The 19,177-nt window shown below is 42.3% G+C and carries 17 protein-coding genes and 1 riboswitch; of the genes, 5 read left to right on the forward strand and 12 right to left on the reverse strand.

The genetic code is table 11. The features are described from left to right. Positions 1-39: 39 nt before the first annotated feature. The 9 genes from L6421_RS04955 to L6421_RS04995 all read right to left on the reverse strand — a co-directional run bounded on the left by L6421_RS04955 (position 40) and on the right by L6421_RS04995 (position 9,364). Positions 40-873 (reverse strand): ABC transporter substrate-binding protein, encoded by an 834-nt coding sequence (locus L6421_RS04955; protein WP_237264176.1) that lies wholly within the window; start codon positions 871-873, stop codon positions 40-42. Beyond that, complete coding sequence (locus tag L6421_RS04960) at positions 863-3,076, reverse strand: cobyric acid synthase (RefSeq protein ID WP_237264178.1); 2,214 nt, start codon at positions 3,074-3,076, stop codon at positions 863-865. The genes L6421_RS04955 and L6421_RS04960 overlap by 11 nt, the downstream gene beginning before the upstream one ends. A 63-nt stretch (positions 3,077-3,139) precedes the next feature. Then, positions 3,140-4,942 carry a TonB-dependent receptor plug domain-containing protein gene (locus tag L6421_RS04965; RefSeq protein ID WP_237264180.1) on the reverse strand — a complete coding sequence of 601 codons (1,803 nt, stop codon included), beginning with the start codon at positions 4,940-4,942 and terminating at the stop codon, positions 3,140-3,142. Between the two features lie 183 nt (positions 4,943-5,125). Then, positions 5,126-5,367: riboswitch (cobalamin riboswitch) on the reverse strand. A 220-nt stretch (positions 5,368-5,587) separates the two neighbouring features. After that, a complete protein-coding gene (locus L6421_RS04970) occupies positions 5,588-6,295 on the reverse strand; it encodes a DUF3581 domain-containing protein (RefSeq protein WP_237264182.1) in 708 nt (235 codons plus the stop codon). 282 nt (positions 6,296-6,577) lie between these two features. Beyond that, positions 6,578-6,814 (reverse strand): DUF2798 domain-containing protein, encoded by a 237-nt coding sequence (locus tag L6421_RS04975; protein ID WP_237264184.1) that lies wholly within the window; start codon positions 6,812-6,814, stop codon positions 6,578-6,580. Positions 6,815-6,960: 146 nt separating this feature from the next. Beyond that, the gene (locus L6421_RS04980) at positions 6,961-7,548 is read right to left on the reverse strand and encodes an NAD(P)H-dependent oxidoreductase (RefSeq protein ID WP_237264187.1); all 588 of its coding nucleotides are present in this window, start codon (positions 7,546-7,548) and stop codon (positions 6,961-6,963) included. A 127-nt stretch (positions 7,549-7,675) separates the two neighbouring features. Continuing rightward, positions 7,676-8,575 carry a DMT family transporter gene (locus L6421_RS04985; RefSeq protein WP_237264189.1) on the reverse strand — a complete coding sequence of 300 codons (900 nt, stop codon included), beginning with the start codon at positions 8,573-8,575 and terminating at the stop codon, positions 7,676-7,678. Between the two features lie 88 nt (positions 8,576-8,663). Further along, positions 8,664-8,942 (reverse strand): peptidylprolyl isomerase, encoded by a 279-nt coding sequence (locus tag L6421_RS04990; protein WP_237264191.1) that lies wholly within the window; start codon positions 8,940-8,942, stop codon positions 8,664-8,666. 89 nt (positions 8,943-9,031) lie between these two features. Further along, on the reverse strand, positions 9,032-9,364 hold the full coding sequence (locus tag L6421_RS04995) for a hypothetical protein (protein ID WP_237264193.1): 333 nt from the start codon (positions 9,362-9,364) through the stop codon (positions 9,032-9,034). 307 nt (positions 9,365-9,671) lie between these two features. On the opposite strand from L6421_RS04995, the gene glnS reads away from it, so the two are divergent. The 3 genes from glnS to dbpA are packed head-to-tail and all read left to right on the forward strand — an operon-like array spanning position 9,672 to position 13,237. Further along, positions 9,672-11,351, forward strand: coding sequence for a glutamine--tRNA ligase (gene glnS / locus L6421_RS05000; protein ID WP_237264196.1), 1,680 nt, complete (start codon positions 9,672-9,674; stop codon positions 11,349-11,351). Between the two features lie 56 nt (positions 11,352-11,407). Further along, a complete protein-coding gene (locus tag L6421_RS05005; RefSeq protein ID WP_237264198.1) occupies positions 11,408-11,845 on the forward strand; it encodes a DUF3010 family protein in 438 nt (145 codons plus the stop codon). Between the two features lie 3 nt (positions 11,846-11,848). Beyond that, positions 11,849-13,237, forward strand: coding sequence for an ATP-dependent RNA helicase DbpA (dbpA, locus tag L6421_RS05010; protein WP_237264200.1), 1,389 nt, complete (start codon positions 11,849-11,851; stop codon positions 13,235-13,237). A 71-nt stretch (positions 13,238-13,308) separates the two neighbouring features. On the opposite strand, the gene L6421_RS05015 is transcribed toward dbpA, so the two are convergent. The 3 genes from L6421_RS05015 to L6421_RS05025 all read right to left on the reverse strand — a co-directional run bounded on the left by L6421_RS05015 (position 13,309) and on the right by L6421_RS05025 (position 15,216). Beyond that, complete coding sequence (locus L6421_RS05015) at positions 13,309-14,235, reverse strand: IS3 family transposase (RefSeq protein ID WP_237264432.1); 927 nt, start codon at positions 14,233-14,235, stop codon at positions 13,309-13,311. After that, positions 14,145-14,657: a helix-turn-helix domain-containing protein gene (locus L6421_RS05020; RefSeq protein ID WP_237260710.1), complete on the reverse strand. Its 513-nt coding sequence runs from the start codon at positions 14,655-14,657 to the stop codon at positions 14,145-14,147. Before L6421_RS05020 ends, L6421_RS05015 begins: the two co-directional genes overlap by 91 nt. A gap of 94 nt (positions 14,658-14,751) precedes the next feature. Then, positions 14,752-15,216, reverse strand: a complete 465-nt coding sequence (locus tag L6421_RS05025) for a peroxiredoxin (protein WP_237264201.1) — start codon at positions 15,214-15,216, stop codon at positions 14,752-14,754. A gap of 236 nt (positions 15,217-15,452) precedes the next feature. Here L6421_RS05025 and L6421_RS05030 point away from each other — a divergent pair, with 236 nt between their 5' ends. Beyond that, the gene (locus tag L6421_RS05030; protein WP_237264203.1) at positions 15,453-18,041 is read left to right on the forward strand and encodes a CHASE domain-containing protein; all 2,589 of its coding nucleotides are present in this window, start codon (positions 15,453-15,455) and stop codon (positions 18,039-18,041) included. Beyond that, the gene (locus L6421_RS05035; RefSeq protein WP_237264205.1) at positions 18,031-19,176 is read left to right on the forward strand and encodes a fused response regulator/phosphatase; all 1,146 of its coding nucleotides are present in this window, start codon (positions 18,031-18,033) and stop codon (positions 19,174-19,176) included. The genes L6421_RS05030 and L6421_RS05035 overlap by 11 nt, the downstream gene beginning before the upstream one ends. The last annotated feature ends 1 nt before the right edge of the window (position 19,177 follow it).

Below are 19,177 nucleotides of genomic sequence, written 5' to 3' on the forward strand. Positions count from 1 at the left end.
CTTTTTGCCTAGTTTAAACAGGGTGGCTAGCGTTTAATTTCATTGCCAAAGTGGGTTATCTTTAAGTTGTTGCAACCCTTTTAACAGAAGCGGTGCGGGTTGTAAAAAATTTGTGCCATCTAAGGTCACAATTTGTGTCCCTTGTGGCAATTTCATTAAACGGCAAGCGGGCGCAAGTTGGCGTTCAAAAATAAACACCAAGTTGGGTTGGGTTTGTTGAATCAAGATTTCCAATTGATTGGCAATTTTAGTTTCCGGTAAATGAGTGATGCGTTTTTGCTTGCCGACCACTTCGAAGCCAGCTTCTGTGAACAAATCCGCCAACCAGGATGATTTACCAAAAGCATAAGGTTGACCACCGCAAGAGGAGATTAGTAACGCTTTAGGTGGGCTTGTATGCTTGGTATTTATGGTTCTGATTTGGGTGGCTTGGCTACGCCATGCAGAGGGAAACGCTTGGGCAAGTTGCAATGCATCAGCATCGTCACTGTGTCTGGCGATATCCATTAGATTGTCCTCAACCTGTTGCATAGAGTCAAAACTGTGTAAACGTAACGCGGTTTTGACATTGGGTTGAATCGCTTCAAAATCGGTTAATTTCGTCCAATCTGAGGTAATCCATAAATCGGCTTTGAGTTTAGCAATTGCCTCACTATCTGGGTCAAACAAGCCGCCAGTATCGACCAAACCCAAGGATTTGTCATAGCGACTGGCACCCACCATACAAGGCTTTAAGCCTAAATAGTCTAGCTGATGAGTGATATAGGGCGATTGACTGATAATACGTGGACAGTCGGCAAATATGGCTGTGCTGGTAAACAAGCTGATTAGGCTTATCATGCCTATTAAGGGGGGTATCACTTTATTTGTCATTGCTTTGTCCCCAATAATTAAGATAAGTAATTTCTTCTTTGGTTTGTGGGGTGCGCCAGTTTTCCTGCTCAAGCATGGGTTTGGCATAAAACTCCTCGACTTGTCCTAGGCATAAAATGGCAATCGGTTTGGCTTGGTTTTGAGGATTATCCGCCGTAGGAAACGCTAAACTTTGAGCCACTTTTTCAGGGTCAAATAGCGACACCCATCCCGTACCGATGCCTTCGGCACGGGCAGCTAAGGCTAGGTTTTGAATGGCACAACCGATGGATGCGATATCCATTTCCGGCAGGGTGCGGCGTCCGAAAACATGTTGTTCACGATTTTCACATAGCGCAACCACCAACACTTCGGCACAATCGAGAATACCTTCTACTTTTAGACGCATAAACTCGTCTTCTCGCTCATTGAGGGCTCGGGCGGTGATAAGTCGTTCGGCCTCAACCAAATCGTGCAGTTGCTGGCGTAAAATCACATCGGTCACTCGAATAAATCGCCACGGTTGCATCAAGCCAACGCTGGGTGCTTGATGGGCGGCTTGTAAAAAACGTTGCAACTGTTGCTCTGAGATTGGCGTTTTTAAAAAGTGGCGCATATCACGACGTTGGGAAATGGTTTGGTAGACCGCTTCAATCTGTTCCGATGAAAATGCCTGTGCCGAGTTTAAAGCGGAAGTTTTGGTTGTAAATGTCACAGGCGTTTGCAGAATGTTAAGAATCTGCTCAATATCCAAGTGGCTTTCAAAAGTGTCGGCTAAGCGTTCTATTTGTTGTTCACGATGTTGGTTTAAATCAAAGGTTTCACTTTCTAGCAGGCCTGCCCAATTTAGCAGAGTTTGTAGGCTCGTCGCTTCATCAAATAAACCGTGACAGTAAGTGGTGAAAATTTGTTGGTCCTCACTGATTAAGCCATCTAGCTCACCATTGTCATATTTAATGGCGTAAAGTGAGTTTTGGGTGTCGCCGAAATCGGTAACACCTTGGTGGATTTCATAACCGGTGACAGAGGCGTGTTTGACCAGGCCTGGTGGATTTGTATTTTTGCGGCTCAAACAAACTGAATTCAAAGTCCCTTGACGATTGATCAACTGTTTTTCGGACTGGTAAGTTGTGTTATAAGGCATCAATCCTAAGCCAGCAGTTTGTGCAATATCCGATTCAATCGCCTGTGGGTCAAACAGGTTTTGTCCTAGCATTTGCAAACCACCACAAATCCCTATTAGCTTGCCGCCATAGCGTAGATGTTTTTGTAGATAAGCTGACCACGCCTGGTCTTTTAACCAACTTAAATCACTGATGACGCTTTTGGAGCCAGGTAAAATCACCAAATCGGCTTGCGGAATGGCTTGGCCATCTTGAATCCATTCAAAGTCTACTTGCGGGTGCAGCATCAGTGGATCTAAATCGGTATGGTTGGATATATGCGGTAATAACGGAGCGATGACTTTTAGGCGTTGTTGGCGGTTGTCATTTTTATCAGATAGCTGAACGCTAATGGCATCTTCGGCATCCAAATGCAAATCATGTAGATAAGGCAATACCCCTAAAACCGGTTTGCCCGTTTTGCTTTCAAGCCAATCCAAACCATCTTGGAGTAGGGCGATATCGCCTCTAAAACGGTTGATGACAAAGCCTTTAATTCGATTTCTTTCAGATTCTGACAGACAGTCTAAAGTGCCGACAATATGCGCAAACACGCCTCCTTTATCAATGTCGGCAATTAATATGACTGGGCAGTTTACTTCTTCGGCAAAGCCCATATTGGCGATGTCGCCTTTACGTAAATTCACTTCGGCAGGGCTACCAGCGCCTTCAACTAAAATGGTTTGGTACTGTTTGCTCAGAATTTGAAAAGAACCGAAAACCGCTTGTGCGGCTTTCGGTTTATATTCGTGGTAATCCAGTGCGTCTAAATTGCCAATGGAGTGACCTTGCAAAATCACCTGTGCCCCAGTATCGCTATTGGGTTTTAGTAATACTGGATTCATGTGTACTGACAAAGGCACTTTAGCGGCCATGGCTTGCAAAGCTTGTGCTCGACCAATTTCACCGCCATCCGGTGTAACCGCCGAATTCAAAGCCATATTTTGCGGTTTAAACGGCGCAACTGAAAAGTTACGCCGTGCCAAAACTCGGCACAATCCCGCCACCAAAGTGCTTTTACCCGCATCGGAGGTGCATCCTTGGATCATTAGAGTGTGCATAAGGTGTCCATAATAAAATTAGTTACCATTGTTTTAGCCAAAATATATGCATCAAAGAAGTGATTAGAATTTTGCATTGACGCCAATATAAGCACTTCGTTCAGCAGTAGCATAGTTATCGATGACCTGATAGTAGGTATCAAATAAGTTTTCAACTTTTAGATAAGCGCTTATTGATTTGTTTATTTGATAATTTAAGTTTGCGTTCCAAACACTGTAGTTTTGAGTGTAATGCTCTTCTGAACGTTCACCTATATATTGAGCGTTTAGGTTGATATCAAGTTGGTTCGTAGCATACCAGGTCATGTCGAAACCAATTTGGGTTTCAGGGCGTCTGGCAAGAGGGGTACCATCTTCTTTTTCAGTCTTTAAGCGTGTGAAATTAGTTGAAATATCAATTTTACCTAGAGATTTGCTGTAGCTAATTTCATAACCTTTAATATTTGTGCTACCTTCAACATTCTGAAATTGTGAAGATTGCCACTCAATGAGGTCTTCAATATTTTTATCAAATAAGCTCAGTGTAAAGCCGCCATTAGTGTAATTAAGGCTTAGTTCCCGACTGTTTTCCGGCTTTAAACTTGGATTTGAAATTCCCCATGGGTTAACGATTTGCATTAGGCTTGGCGCATTGTATGCCGTACCATAATTCATCGAGATGGAACTCAATTCATCAATTGGAAACTTTGCCCCTATTTTTCCTGTGAATTTAGGGTCAAAGTTGCTGTAGTTGTCCCAACGTAACGCTTCATTGAAAACAACGCCTTCAAACTCATGAGAATGGTTGGCAAATGCAGATACGGTTGTTGTATCTGTCTTCTGAATGAGTTGGTTTTGATAGGTTTTTATGTAAGTGGGTGCAGGGAAACTATAAACTGGTTTTTCAGAATCAATCTTATTGTAACTGTAAGCCGTTCCCAGTATTAGGTTGCCTAATTGTTGCGTTAGTTGAATTGATTGAGTGGTGCCTTCGACATTATCCGTGTAATCACTCTCTTTTTGGTTTGATGTAAATAACGATTGCTGAAGCGTTAATTTTGTATTATCAATTTTGTATTCAATACTCGTTAGGTCGGTTTGTGCATCCACTGCACCGTCACTATTAGGATTGGCGTATTCTGCATCATAATCCGACAATGCTTTTGTGTGGTGATGGGTTACGTTCAAGCTGCCATTTTCACCAAAGTCTGTTGAAAACTTGGCACTGAAGTTCGTGTTGTCGTAACCATCATCTTCATACTGGCCGATATTCTCTCCGCGAGGAGCATAGGAGGTAAAACCATCTGTTTCAATATGGCTGGCTGAAAGTGCTAGACTCGTTTTTTCGGCTTTAAGAGTTGTTGCTACACTCAGTTTTCTGGTGTTGTAACTCCCAGCTTCGGCATTAATAAAAGTATCTGGACTATCCTTGGTAATGATGTTGATAACCCCTGCAGCGGCATCAGAACCCCAGACACCAGATTGGGCTCCTTTAATCACCTCAATACGCTCTATATTGGCAATCATGATGTTCGCTAGGTTAGCCCCCGTAGTGCTTGATGGATCATTCGCTCTAATACCGTCAATAAGAATTAAAGTTCTATTGTTGGATGAGCCTCTTAAAAGAATCGAAGTGCTTGAACCTAAGCCACCATTTTGTGTAAAGCTAATGCCGGGTAATGTGTTTAGGGCTTGAATGAGGGTTGTATAATGTTTCGCTTCAATTTCTTCAGCGGTGATAACGTGCATTTCAGAGGTGACTGAACGGACGTTTTGTGCAAAATTGTTAGCACTGACAATAATTTGTTCTAAGGTGTTTTGATCAGCAAAAACGCTAGTCGGCAGAGCTGTGGCTAAAATCGCCGCAGTTATTTTTGATAGTTTCATGATTTTCCTTCAATTCATAAATGTAAATGAACGAAGGCAAACGGACAGGGTGGTCATGGTATTAACCAGGCCTGCTTAGATAAATTACTTGGCACAAAAGCAACCGTGTTTAAGTTTGCTTTTAATTTGTGAATTTGGCTTATCTCCGTATTGCCCACCGCAATCGGGTTGAATGTGTCATAAACAGCATTCGTCTTTCAGGCCGGTATCCGGGCTTAAGAGCAGTTTCAGATTGCCTTCTCAGAACGATTGTTCCAATGGCTAAAGTAATCTGTTTTCTCTATCACCGTTGCGGGGGCAGCGTAGGAATTGCTGGTATTAATGTGTATTAAGCCGGCTCACCAATCTTCCCGTTTAACTTTACTGGTTTTGAAATATCAAGTTGAATCATTCAAAGGTAAAGCACCTGAAAGCGCAAGATTTTACTGGGCTAAGCTTGAAATGCAAGTTTTTTAGATTTAATTGCTAGTATTCGTGTGTTTTTGTATAAAATTGGGTGGTTTTTTAAAGGTTTTGTGTGAGGGTTTTTAAAGTTACCAGGCCTGGTAACTTTATAGGATTCAGAGATATGAAAGTTTGCTTGGATTTACTTGGATGTTTAAGGCAATGCTTGTTTTTAAGTAAATCCAGCTTAAAAGTCGGTATTTAAGCGACATAGTCCTTTTTTGAAGTCTCGTATAGTTCAACTAAGCCATCTACTTGTGATTGTTCATAGTCTCGTAATCCACTCAATACCATGGTTTTATAACCCGAACCGACTTTGGTTTCACCATCTAGAACATCGAATTCAATACGTACGGTCCCACGTTTCCCAGCGACATCCAAGCTAGTGTTACTCAGTTTAAGGGCTGGCGATTTCACGTCCAGACGCTCAAACTCAAATGCCATGCTTTCGTAGATGACCATCGGTCTTTCTGGGTTGATCATCACATTATGTTGTTGCATCAGCGGCACTAAAATATGCGGAAAACTGTGCCCGGAAAACGCGACATAAGCGCGAGAGAATCCTTCGATAAAGTCCATGTCGTGGGTGGTTTGGCCATCACGCTCGACATCTAAATAAGGCTTGTCATTAGCGTCTTTGATGGTGAATGTCGACTCATCGGTTTCCGGGAAGACCAATTCCACCCCTTTACCCACCATACCTGTGTAATTGAAGGTCATTTTTTCAGATAAGCCTAGACGGGCTAAGGTCATCGCAAATAGCAGGTCGCCAGGAACACAAAAACGTTTTGAATCCGGGTTGTGTAGAGGGTTGAAATCATCTGAGACTTCTTTAGCAAAACGGCTGCCCTGTTCTGGAGTGATCTGAATTAAGTTGTTGTGAATGGTATGAAAAGCGTCTAAGTACATGGTTTCTCAATAAACTAAATAAAAAAGGAAAATAATTGCGGTTGTTTCACTAAGCGGGGAATCATACCCAAATGCATGAAAAGAATCACGTTTTTAGACGGATTATTTTGTTTCAAAGGCTGTTTTCAGCCTTTCATTGGGCTTTTAACACTCATTAAGCCACTCCATCCGGTTATCAGGTCAATGCGATACTAGAACAAGTCACAGTAAAATATTTACCAGAAACCGGTTGCAAACCGTCATGTCCAAACCGTCATGTTCAAACCGGTTTGATAATGGGGTTTATTTTTTGTGTTCTGCGGTTAACACCAGGTTCACCAATCTATGCACCAGTGGTGAAACTAAAATAATCGTTGGAAAAGCCACCGCAAAAGCAAATAGCCAAGCTTTCAGCCACACTTCAATGATGTTTTCGACCAAGCCCACATTAAATAGGCTGATGACTAGAGACATGATGCAAGACATAAGCAGTGACATGAAGAAGGAAAATACGATTTTATGGTGTTTTTGGTGGATCATTTTATTTCTCTTAGGTTTGATGAAGTCGAGTTTGTTTTTAGTTTTCGAAAACTAGGTTAATCCGTTTGAAATCCAGTTCCGTTAAGTTGGAAATAATTAAACCAGTATTTTGGGCTAAGTAGAGTAATTATTCCTATTTGGTTGTGCTATTGAGCTTTTTGCCCGAATGTTCTCATTTTGTCCATGAGTCGATTACGTTGTTTTGTATTTAGGTTTTCTATTGAACCTATCAAGGTGTGTTTGATGGGGGATATTCCGCAAAAGCTCAAAATATTGCGTTTTAGGTTTTTTAAACTGTGGGCGCAATAGAACCAACGATAAATGAAAGCGGGCATTCCCATCGTGACGACAATGTGGGCGCTTCTTCCTTTAAGCCGTTTCTGAGGCCAGCTATTCCTATCACCCGTTGTCATGGCAAACCCCGGTCTTAATACCTGTTCCCAAAACCCTTTTAGAATGGCAGGCATATCGCCTAGCCATAATGGATAGAAGACGATGATGTGTTCAGCCCACAGGATTTTATCTTGAGCGTCCTGGATGTCACTTACAGGGGGTTGGTTTTCAAATTCCTGTTCACTGCTCAGAAGCGAGAAGTTGAGCTTTGCAACTTCAATGAGTTTAACCTGATGGCCGGCTTGTTGTGCCCCCTCAGTGTAGGCTTTAACCAAAAAGTGGCCGAGATGTTCCGTGGTTGAGTCTGGGTGGCCTTGAATGATGAGTATCTTTTTGGACATGTGGGTTACTCCGCCAATGTTTTATAGGCAATATCGTATAGCCAATATCTTGTAGCCAATATTGTACCCCGATGAAACCCAAAGCTAAATTAAAGTGTTGTTATAGGCATAAAGGGGGCGAGTTCTTTCAGTTGGGGTTGCGAGCTTTTGTAAGGTAATATTGGCTCGCTATCACAATGAATATTCCACCTAGAACCATCAGGCTGGACAGGGTTAAGCGTTGGGTGATGGCTTCGGCGACAAATATCACTCCGCCAAAAGCGGCGATAACCGGTACGGAAAGTTGTACCACCGCCGCTTTGGTGGCTGTTAAGCCTGCTAAAGCCATATACCAAATGGCGTAACCCATGCCGGAAGCGATGGCGCCTGAAAAAATCGCTAAGATAATGCCTTGTTGGGATAGGTGGGCTTGTGCAAATGTGAAAGCGGCCACGATAAGCAGCAATGGCAGAGTGCGTAAGAAGTTATAGGCAGTATCCATGATTGCATTTTGACTGCCTCGTCCGATAAGCGAGTAAATCCCCCATGCGATTCCAGACAGGCTCATCAGAATGAAACCGTTCAGTGACGGGGTACTTAGCTCTGGCAGGATCAAATACACAAAACCCGTAAAAGCGATAATCAATCCCAACCATTCGCTGAGCTGTAGGCGATTGTTCGAGAACAGCGAGAGCAGAATCATCGTGATTTGAACGGAACCAAATAGAATCAACGCGCCGGTGGCGGTATCCAGTGAAATGTAAGCGAATGAGAAACAGAGGGCGTAGATGAACAGCATCAAACTCGCCGACCAGCTACCTTTGGAAACGGGTTTTTGAGAAAAAGAGCTAAAACGTTTCAGCATCACTAAAATCAAAGCCAGTACTAACGCACCGGAGAGCAGGCGAATCAGTGTGAAACTGGCGGCATCGATGCTGTTTTCATCTAACGCGAGGCGACATAAAACCGAGTTTGCCGCAAAAGCGATTAAAGCCAAAATGGTCAAAATTGTGGTTTTCAGAGTTGTTGCGGTCAAAAGGCTTGTCATGTGAATAAACGCCTAGATTAATGAAATTGGTTACAAAAGACACTCTAAATTAAAAGCTTGAAGTTTAATGTAAGCGTTATAGGCAGGTTTAATTTCGGTAAATGGTCTCAATTAAGTGATAGCCAAACTTGGTTTTGATTGGACCGTGTACCGTGAGGACTGGTAATTTGAAGACCACGTTGTCAAACGCTTTCACCATGGTTCCTGGGCGGAATTCGCCTAAGTTACCGCCTTTCTTTTTAGACGGACAGATCGAGTGTTTCTTGGCTAAGGTACCAAAATCAGCACCTTTGGCAAGTTGTTGTTTGAGTTTTTCGGCTTCTTCTGGGGTTTTGACCAAAATATGTCGTGCACAGGCTAAGGCCATTGTTTGTCTCCGGGATCAATGATTCACAGGGTAGCCCTGATGGCTGAATTTGGATAAAAAGATTGTTTTGTAAATAAAATTAAAGCATTTTATCGATTGAAAATCTGCCACCATTTTTTACCGGTTTCTTCAACTTCGCGACCGTTTTCGATTTGTTTCTCAATCTCGGATTGTTTCGACTCACTTCGTTTATCGTCATCATCCTGTTTGTTTTTCTGCTTGTCTTTCAGTTTGTCTTTTTGATACTTTTTATCATCATAGTCGTGATTTTCGTTGTTATGTTTGTTTTTCATCTCATAACTATGTTGCTGTTTTTGTTCTACGCTCGGTTTGCCTTTGTTTCCTGCCCACTCAGGTTTATCTGCTAACGCAGGCAATGCGCAACAAAGCGTTAAACAAAATACACTTATTTTAGTTTTCATGGCCGTTCTCCTATGAGAGGGTTTCATTTTAGATTTCAAAATCAGCAATCAACATTGTGGTTGGCGCGTAATTAGATGAACTTTCTATTTAACACATATTTTTTGAATGAATCAAAAAAATCAGCGAATTTATTTTAACCAAGCCTGGTTGAATCACTTCTAAGCAATTGAAAAGAATGCTTCGGATATGCGTTATATTTAAAAATAGCGGTAATCAAAAATGCTATAATTTGCGCTATTTATTTCTTACCAGGCCTGGTAGTTCTCCAAGCCCGATTCAATACGTTTTTAACAGGTTTTTAGATAGATGAGTAATAACGGTAAATCCGAAGCAGTTGATCGCCCAGTAAACTTCATTCGCAACATCATCAACGATGACTTAGCTCAGCACAAACATGAGCAAGTACATACACGTTTCCCACCCGAGCCAAACGGTTATTTGCACATCGGTCACGCTAAATCGATCTGCTTAAACTTTGGTCTGGCAGAAGATTATAACGGTGCGTGTAATTTGCGTTTTGACGATACCAACCCGGCAAAAGAAGACATGGAATATGTGGATTCGATTATGCAGGATGTCAGTTGGTTGGGTTTTCAGTGGGCGGGTGAGATTTGTTACTCTTCTAACTACTTTGACAAGTTTTACGGCTATGCGATTGAATTGATTGAAAAAGGGCTGGCTTATGTCTGTTTCTTGAATGCCGAAGAGACTCGTGAATACCGTGGTAACTTAAAAGAGCCAGGTAAAGACAGCCCTTACCGTGATACTTCGGTGGAAGAGAATTTGGCGCTGTTTGCCAAAATGAAAAACGGTGAATTCAAAGAGGGCGAGTGTGTGTTGCGCGCCAAAATCGATATGGCGTCTTCATTTATGTGTATGCGTGACCCAACGCTGTATCGTGTGCGTTTTGAACACCATCACCAAACTGGCGATAAGTGGTGTATCTACCCAATGTACGATTATGCGCACTGTATCTCGGATGCCATTGAAGGCATTACCCACTCATTGTGTACCTTAGAGTTCCAAGACAACCGTCGTTTGTATGACTGGGTATTGGATAATCTAAACGATTTCCAAAAACCGGATCGCCCGCATCAGTACGAGTTTTCACGTTTGAACTTGGAATACACGGTGATGTCTAAACGTAAGTTGCATCAGTTGGTGGACGATAAATTGGTCGAAGGTTGGAACGACCCTCGTATGCCGACCATTTCAGGGATGCGTCGTCGTGGTTATACACCGGCGTCGATTCGTGATTTTGCGGAACGTATCGGTATCTCAAAAGTAGACAGCATGACCGAAATGGGCATTCTAGAAGCGGCGGTACGTGATGACTTAAATGTGGTCGCACCGCGTTCAATGGCGGTACTAGACCCGATTAAAGTGATTATTGAAAACTTTGACGGCGAACCTGAAGCTTTGATGGCACCGATTCATCCGCAAAATGAAGCCATGGGTAAACGCGAAATCTATTTTGGTAAAGAGTTGTACATTGACCGTGCCGATTTTGAAGAAGTGGCGCCTAATGGTAAATTCCAGCGTTTGGCGTTGGACAAAGAAGTGCGTTTACGTAACGCCTATGTGATCAAAGCGGTGCGTGCCGACAAAGATGCCGACGGTAACTTCACCACGATTTACTGTACTTACGACCCGGAAACCCACGGAAAAAATCCGGCGGATGGCCGTAAGGTAAAAGGGGTGATTCATTTTGTCGAAGCCAGCAAAGCGTTGCCGGCCGAATTCAGGTTGTATGACCGTCTGTTTACTGTTGAAAACCCGGCCAAAGAAGATAACTTTGAATCGGTCATCAACCCCGATTCGTTAAGTGTGAAACACGGTTTTGTTGAACCAGGCCTGCTCAATTCACAGGCAGAATTGGCTTACCAGTTCGAGCGTGAAGGGTATTTCTGTAGAGACAATCAATCGGGCGATAAACAGGTTTATAACCGCACGGTTGCATTACGCGATACTTGGTCGCAAAAATAATAACGTTCATTCAAGACGAATTTTCTTTTAAGGCGCTTGCGCGAGGGACAAACAAAATGATGCGAATTTGTGGTGTAGAGCTGAGTGGTAATGATGCCATTATCAGTTTACTAACGGTCGATAATGAAATCTTCAATCTGCCCGATTGCCGTGTGCGTCGCATTACTTGTCAAAACCCGGACACGGTGAACGACCTGAAATATTTTCAAAAGACCTTTAAGCAATTGATGACCGATTATCAAATTGATACGGTGGTGATTAAAGAGCGTATGAAAAAAGGCAAGTTTGCCGGTGGCGCTAATGGCTTTAAATTGGAAGCGGCCATTCAGCTGATTGACGGTTTAAAAGTCGTGTTGATGTCATCCAGCGACCAAAAGATACACCTAAAACATTATCCATTACCGATCACTTTTGCAGAGACCGGTCTTAAAAAATTCCAAGAGACGGCTTTTGTAGCGGCTTTCTCTTATTACGCTAGTAAGCATGTTTGGTAAAAAATGACTGATTTAACCACTTCCGCCTTTGTGCATTTAGATTTACCGCAATCGCAATTAGATAACTTGGCGCAGCTTGGTTACAACAATATGACCCCTATTCAGGCCGAGGCCTTGCCGTTGGCTTTAGGTGGTCATGATTTGATTGCCCAGGCTAAAACCGGTAGCGGTAAAACCGCCGCGTTCGGCATACCGATGCTTCAAAAAGTAGAAGTCGCTAATAACCGCGTTCAAGGTTTGGTGATTTGCCCAACTCGTGAACTGAGTAACCAGGTGGCTGAAGAGCTGCGAAGATTGGCACGTTTTCAGGCCAATATTAAAATTATCGTATTGTCTGGTGGTACCCCGATGCGTCCGCAGATAGCCTCTTTAGAGCATGGCGCACATATCGTGGTGGGAACCCCCGGGCGTTTAAAAGACCATATTCAAAAAAATCACCTGGATATCTCTGACATTCAAACCTTGGTTTTGGATGAGGCGGACCGTATGTTGGAAATGGGGTTCAAAGAGGAGATGGTGGATATCATCGGCTATACACCGCATACCCGCCAAACCTTATTGTTCTCGGCGACTTTCCCGGATGATATTGAATATATCAGTCGTCGTTTCCAAAAGAACCCGATGCAGGTTTCGGTGGATGCGCATCATGGCATGGAAAGCATTGAGCAGTCTTTTTACATGTGCCACCACAAAGACAAATTAGTGAGTTTGGTAAGAATCCTTTCGGTGAATGAATTTGAACATGCGATGATTTTCTGTAACACCAAAGCTTTGGTGCAAGAGGTGGTCGATTACCTGGATGAGAAAGGTTTTGAAGCCGTAGCTTTGCACGGTGATATGGAACAACGTGAACGTGAGCAGATTTTGATTCGATTCAAACATCACAGCACCAATTTATTGGTGGCTACCGATGTGGCGGCACGAGGTTTGGATATTGAAGCGCTGCCTGCGGTCATCAACTATGAGCTGCCGCGTAATCAAGAGACCTATACCCACCGCATTGGCCGTACCGGGCGTGCCGGTTTGGAAGGTAAGGCGATTACTTTGTTTACCGAAAAAGAGCGCTATAAATTAGACCATTTAAGCACTTATCAAGGCCACGCTTTGGAATATGAATCCATTGAACGTTTACCGCAAGGGCGTTCAAATCGTGTGGTTCCAAAATTTGTCACCTTGTATATCTCTGGCGGTCGAAAGGAAAAGGTCCGTCGCGGTGATATTTTGGGGGCGATTACCAAGCAGATTGGTTTGGAAGGTAAACATGTCGGTAAAATCGACGTGGTTGACCATTCAAGCTATGTGGCGATTGAACGTGGCTATGAAGCCGAAGTGGTTAGAGGTTTGAATCAGAATAAGATCAAAGGTCGCAAATTCAAAGTAGGGCGTGTTTGAAGCCATATTTTTTGACTCTTTAACCTAAAAAGCCATTTACTGAAGTGACCCCAAAAAGTTGGACATTTTAGTTAAGCGGCACTTAAGGCCTGATTTCGATATTCTATCGGAGTCAGGCCTTTTAGTTTCACCTTGATTCGTTTTGTATTGTAATACTCAATATAATCTTTAATCTCTTCCATCAGATGCTCAGCACTATTGAATTTCTTGCGATGGTACATCTCTGTTTTTAAAATCCCAAAAAAGTTCTCAGCAACTGCATTATCTAAGCAGTTCCCTTTTCTTGACATACTCTGAGTTAATCCATTTTCTTTCAGTAGCTTCTGTACATCACTATGCTGATACTGCCAGCCTTGATCACTGTGGAATATGGGTTTGACTTTGCCTGTTAACTTATTGATTGCTTCTTTAAGCATGTCGGTCACCAGTGGTAGCCGTGCACTCTTAGCCACTCGATAACTAATCACTTCTTGGTTAAACAGGTCAATCACCGGGGATAAGTAAACTCGCTGTTCTCCGACTTTAAACTCCGTGACATCGGTGACCCATTTTTTATCCGGTGCATCAACATGGAAGTTTCTTTGAAGCACATTCTCGGCAATTCGGCCTACTTGACCTCTATAGGATCGGTAACGCTTTGGCCTGACGAATGACTTCAAGTTCAGTTCTTGCATTAAACGTTGAACGGCCTTCTTGTTTAAAAAGTGACCTAAGCGTCTTAACGCATAGGTCATGCGTCGATACCCATAACGACCTTTATGTTCATTAAAGAGTTGTTGAATCGCTCTTTTAACGTCCGCATAACGATCAGGCAGCGCACTGCGCGCCTGATGGTAATAAAACACACTTCGTGCAAGCCCTGCGGCCTTGAGAAGATGTTTAAGTGGATAGAACTTTCTAAGCTTATCTATGAGCCCTGCTTTTTCTTGCTTTGGCGTTCTTTTTCCTGAAGCAGGGCATCGAGCTTTTTTAAATAGGCATTCTCCGCTCGACGGTATTCGAGTTCTTCTCGTAACTCTTCTAGGCTCATTTGTTCGGTTGGTTTAATGGTTTCTTGCTTTTGGTTTTTTTTCATTTTTCTACCCTGCTTTTTAGGTTGTAAGCCTGAAAGGCCGAACCGTTCGAATTGAGTGAGCCAAGTAGAAATCGTACCCGCAGAACTCATGTTATAGACAATACTGGTATAACTAATAGACCAGTGATTTTCACGCATGTGTTTTAGGATACGATATTTGTCTTCAAAAGAGTATGGTGTGTTACGTTTGATAAACGCATTTTGACCATGGAAACGATAGACTTGTGTCCAGTAACGGATATAGCGATCTGGAATACCGAGTCGCTTGGAAATGGACAGACTGGATTCATGAGAAAGGCATTGCTTAGCAATCGCCAGTTTAAATTCTCGATTGTATTTGGACATGAAAAACCCCCAAAGTTGGTGTCCAACATTTGGGGGTCACTTCATACCAGGCCTGGTAAATGGCTTTTTTATTGATAGAAAATATTCTCTGCAATCAGAGCGTTTTTACTTTTTCCAACATGGCTACGGCATGGCCATCTGGAGATACGCCATATTCTACGTACGCTAAATCCCCTTGTTTATCAATAATAAAGGTAGAACGTACTATGCCCATTTTGGAAACCCCGTTTTTCTCTTTCAACTGCCAGACATCATAGGCTTCACAGACTTCACCTGAAGTATCCGCCAACAGATCCACTTTCAGGCCAAACTTTTCAATAAAGGCTTTGTGGCTACCGCAATCGTCTTTACTGACACCAATCACAACACTATTGGCTTCAGCAAATTCATTCGCCAAAGCGGTAAAGTCATTGGCCTCAATCGTGCAGCCTGGAGTATCGTCTTTAGGGTAGAAGTACAGCACGATATTTTTATGGCCTTTAAAATCTGCCAAGTGAATCATTTGATTATTTTGATTTGGGCTAGAAATCGCTGGAGCGCTTTGACCTACAGTTAACATAAATTGACCTTTGAATAATGGGTTGAATATAAATTGTTACCAATAGTAACCAATTTTACATGAAATATCGCCCATAAAATAAATAGGGGCATTTCATGAAAACAGCCATTTACTGAGAATTTAATGCATAAAATTACGAACCTAAAACCCGCTATAAGTTAGAATGATTTTTATATTTTAATCGTTAATAGCTCATTTTTTAGAGCTTGGTATAGGCAATAGGGTTACCCATTTTTGTGTTGAATACATTATCCATAAGACTCATCTACTTTATTAGCATTGTTGTTTTTTCTTTGGGGTTATTGGCAACTTGGCAATGGATTCAATATTCCGAAAGCAAACGTGTCGAAGTGTTGGATAACAAATTCAACCAATATTCTGTCCAAGCCTATGTGGCGATGCAAAATGCATTCAAAAGAGAAGTGGAACGCCTGAATAGCCTGTCGGCGGTATTCAAATTATCAGAAAATATTTCCCAAGGGGATTTTGAGCGCTTTGCTCATGTGTTACTGGCAAACGATTCCAAAGTCCAAGCCATGGAGTGGCTTGAAGTGGTGCCTGAAAATAATCGGCTGCTGTTTGAAAATGAAATGTCGATTTTGCTCGGGGTGGATGATTTTAAGATCAAAACCCAAAAATATGGCCAATTGGCTGATTTGAATACGGTTAATGAGCAGTATGTCGTTGTCAAATATGTCTATCCTTTTGAAGCCAACTATAAGGCGATTGGTGTCGATGCCTATTCCATAGCCACCCAAAAAATGGCGATGGATTTGTCCGAAAGAACACAATCGGCAACGGTTACATCTCCTCAAACTCTGGTTCAAACAAATGGCGGTAGTTTTAGTTTGATTCTTTATCAGCCGGTTTACACTAAAAAACAGGTTCTAAAGGGTTATGTCGCCCTTGTGTTAAATATTGATCAGTTTTTAGAGCATGTCCGTTCTAAAGCATTAATCGAAAAGAGTTTAGGGCTTTACATCGTAGATAAAGCCAATGGTTCAGCGCCATTTTCGATTTCAGGGGCGGAATATTCAATGGATGAAGCCCTATATCGAAAATACCAGTTTTACCTGCCATTTGCAGGACGGACGTGGCAGTTGATTAGTGAGGTTAATCTAAAGGCGTTACCTGACTACAAGGTTTTCAGTAGCAAGGCTTTACAAAAGGCATGGATTGAAGGTGTGGCGGCCAGCCTGCTTATCACAGCCTTGATTTTTCTGTTATTACGTTATCGTAGGCAGATTACAGCGAGTGAAATTTCGTTAAAAAATCAACAGAAACATTATCACGATGTTATCAACCAAAGTTCGGAAAGCTATTACTTATTAGACGCTAGTGGTGCCATTTTGGATGTGAACGATGAAAGTTGTAAGTTATTAGGTTACCGTCGAGATGTGTTGTTAAAAATGAATATCAATCAAATCGACGTTAAGTATAGTGCTGAAGAGTTGGCTGATTTGTGTATCAATCTTGAATCAGGTAAAAGTTCGCTTTTTGAGACCATTCATCAAGCCAAAAACGGCAAGAAAATCCATGTTGAAATCAGTGCCAGCAAATTTAAAATGGATGATGAATTTGTAACGATCATGTTTGTACGTAACTTAACTGAGCGTTTAACAAACCGTGATTTGAGTTTGAGCAATGAGCTGCTACAAAAAGAGATTGCCAATGCGACGCAAGAAATGCGTGATCAGAAACAGGCGTTTGAGACCATTTTTGAAAAGTCGGCGGATGGTATTTTTATCAGTGAAGGGCGCCATGTTATTGACTGTAATCAGGCAACACTGGATATTTTCGGTTATCAGTCTAAAGAGCAGTTACTCAGTTTGCCTAATAAGGTCTTTGCCCCCAAACTCCAGCCCGACGGAGAATCGTCACACCGAAAAGGGTTCCGGATGTTGCAGATTTGTCTCGAGAAAGGCAGTCACCGTTATGAGTGGGTTAATAAGCGCTCCAATGGTGAAGAGTTTTGGACGGATGTGGTATTGACCCGCTTGGAATATTTTGGACGCACGGTCATCCATATCGCTTTTAGGGATATCTCAAAACGTAAGCAGTTAGAGGCTGAAATGCAAGCTGCCAGAGAGCAGGCGGTTGCCGCCAACCAAGCGAAATCTGAGTTTTTAGCGAAGATGTCGCATGATATCCGTACCCCGTTGCATGGGGTCTTGAGTTATTCTCAGTTAGGTGAGTCGCGCTATTTGAATGCCTCTCCCGAAAAACTGAAACGTTATTTTGAAAATATCCATGCGAGTGCGCAACGGCTGATGGCATTACTCAACGACGTATTGGTTTCGGCAAAACTTGAGTCGGGCATGATGAATTTCAATTTTGAATATCAGAGCATCAAACCGGTTATTGAAGCTTGTATTAACGAGCAGACGCCGCTTTTGCGTGAAAAAAATATTGAATTGGTGGTTAATCAAGTCGATTATATGGCCAGTTTCGATGAAAGCCGGATTGCTCAGACCATCTCTAATCTTCTTAATAATGCGATTCGTTATACACCTAAAAACCAAAAGATTCAGATTTCAGTTGAGAATTACCACCCCGGGTTTATTGTATTTTCTATACAAGATAGCGGATCCGGTGTTAATGAAGAAGAGTTTGAGAGCATTTTTGATAAATTTATCCAAAGTAGCCAGGCTTCCCCGAATACGGGCGGAACAGGGTTAGGTTTGGCAATCAGTAAAGAGATTGTACAAGCGCATAATGGCCGTATTTGGGTGGAGAACTGGTCAATTAAAAATGAGATCAAAGGCGCAATATTTAAATTTACCTTGCCTTTAAAGCGAGTAAGTGGAGAGAAAAATGCCGGTTAGTCAAATCAGCCAATTTGGAAAACCATACATTTTGGCTGTCGATGATGAGCAAATGAATCGATACATCCTAGAAGACATCATCGAAGACCGTTATCAACTAAAAACGGTTGAAAGCGGAGAGGCTTGTTTAGAGGTTGTTAAAGAAAATGTGCCGGATTTGATTCTTTTAGATATCAATATGCCGGGAATTTCAGGCTATGAGGTTTGCAAACGCCTTAAAGAAAACCCTCTAACCAGTCACATTCCGGTTATTTTTTTGACGGCAATGGTGAAGGTGGATGATGAGAAAAACGGCTTGCAAATGGGCGCGGTAGACTACATTAGTAAACCATTTACCGAATCGATTTTATTAGCAAGAATCAACACTCATCTCGAACTGAGTTTTACGCGGAAAAAACTGGAACACAATCATAAACTCCTGAAGCAAGAACGCGATTATATTGAAAAAATCATCGATTGCATGCATTCCGATAAACGTTATGATTCCAGTTGTCTTAAAGTGATGGCTTCGCCTGTGGATGTGTCCAATGGCGATATTGTGCTTTCCGCGTGTAACCAAAAACACCATCAACACATCTTATTCGGTGATTTCACTGGTCATGGAATACACGCTGCAATTGCCGGCCCTTTAGTCTCATCTCTGTTCTATACCTTGGTTGAACAAAATCATTCGGCCGAGTTTATTTTGAGTTTAATCAACGATGAGTTGTTCCGTAAATTACCTACCCAGCACTTTTTAGCCGCAACCTATATCGATTGGAATAAAGAGCAAGGTCAAGTCACTATATGGAATTTTGGTTCACCTGATGCCATATTTTATGACCAACAGCAATTTCAATTCGTTCCTTCCATGTCGTTGGCATTAGGTATTTTAGAGTTCAATCAACATAGCCTCGAACCCCTCAGCTTTTCGATCAAAACAGACGATAAACTCTATGTGTTTTCTGATGGTATTACCGAGGTGGTCAATCCGCAAGGTGAGGAGTTCGGTTTCGATAAGGTGCTTGCCGTTATCCAAGAAATGAATCAACAGGGCTTGGGGGTTGATACGATTCTAAAAAAAATAGAACGGTTTAGCGAAGGTAAGCCGCTTAAAGATGATGCAACTCTGTTGGAGTTGAAGTTCAGAGTTTAAG

The organism is Thiomicrorhabdus immobilis (assembly GCF_021654855.1).
In the GTDB taxonomy this organism is placed as follows: Bacteria; Pseudomonadota; Gammaproteobacteria; order Thiomicrospirales; family Thiomicrospiraceae; genus Thiomicrorhabdus; species Thiomicrorhabdus immobilis.